Below are 1,033 nucleotides of genomic sequence, written 5' to 3'. Positions count from 1 at the left end.
GCGCCGGAGCCGTCCGCCGGTTCCTGCCCGGTCCCGGCTCCGGCCCGCTCGGCTGCGTCGTCCCGCTCGCGTCCGGGCCGCCGCCCTTCCCCCCGCCCGCCCGTCTCCCCGGGGGCCGGCGCCGGCAGGTCCGGGGTCTTCGCTCCGGGAGGGGGACCGTCCGGAGGCCGGTCCCCCTCGCCCGCCGCGTTCCTCCGTGTCATCGGGGGCCTCCTTCCGTGGCCGGTCACGTTCGCCCGAGCGGCTGCCCGCATCCGACCGGCGCAAACGAGCCGAATCCCCGCCGGCGGTGGACCGTGGAGGTCCGGGGTAGACGACGACCGGGAGGACCGGCAGGACCGGGAGGAAGGGAGGCGGCGCGATGTCCAGGTCCAGTGGTGAGGTGTTCGGGGCGCCGGTCTGCGTGAGCCTGGCCACCCACGACCTCGACGCGGCCGAGGCCTTTTACGGGGACGTCCTGGGCTGGCGGTTCCGCCGCAGCAGGCTCGGTGAGGAGTTCCGGGTGGGCTGCGCCGACGGAGTCCCGGTGGCCGGGATCGCCGCCGTCGTCCCGCGCCTGGGCGTGCCCATGGCCTGGACGCCGTACTTCGCCGTCGCCGACGCCGACGAGACGGCGTCCCGCATCCGCGAGCGCGGCGCCACCACCGCCGTCGGCCCCCTGGCCTTCGCCACCGGACGGGCCGCGCTCGCCGCCGACCGGGACGGCGCGGTCTTCGGGTTCTGGGAGGGCGAGGTCGGGCCCGAGCGGTGGCCGGACCGCGACGGCCCCGTATGGGTCGAGCTGAAGGCGCGCGACGCGTACGCCTCAGCCGTCTTCTACGGCGAGGTCCTCGACTGGGCCGCCGAGCTGCCCGGCGCCCTCGACGTCGCCTACGAGCAGGACCACGTCGTGGTCCGCCGCCACAACCGCACCGTGGCCAGGATCGACGCCGGAGCCGTCGAGGCCGCCCCCGACCCCCGGGCCCGGCCGCGCTGGGAGGTCCACTTCGCCGTCCCCGACCTGGACGAGGCCGCCGACCGGGCCGTCCGGGCC

Annotated in this window: 1 protein-coding gene and 1 pseudogene; one reads left to right on the top strand and one right to left on the bottom strand. The window is 77.5% G+C overall.

Annotated features, from left to right (window positions below; genetic code table 11):
• A pseudogene (locus tag ACFVXK_RS38755) lies at positions 1-203 on the bottom strand (hypothetical protein); the annotation flags it as partial.
• A 158-nt stretch (positions 204-361) separates the two neighbouring features.
• Between ACFVXK_RS38755 and ACFVXK_RS38750 the strand changes: the two are divergent.
• Positions 362-1,033: VOC family protein (locus tag ACFVXK_RS38750; protein ID WP_389622134.1), on the top strand; the 672-nt coding region annotated here is incomplete at its 3' end.

The sequence above is a fragment of the Streptomyces sp. NPDC058157 genome, assembly GCF_042884105.1.
Classification (GTDB): Bacteria; Actinomycetota; Actinomycetes; order Streptomycetales; family Streptomycetaceae; genus Streptomyces.
The sequence above is the reverse complement of the archived record's forward strand: the minus strand, read 5'-3'. Positions and strand labels throughout refer to the sequence as shown.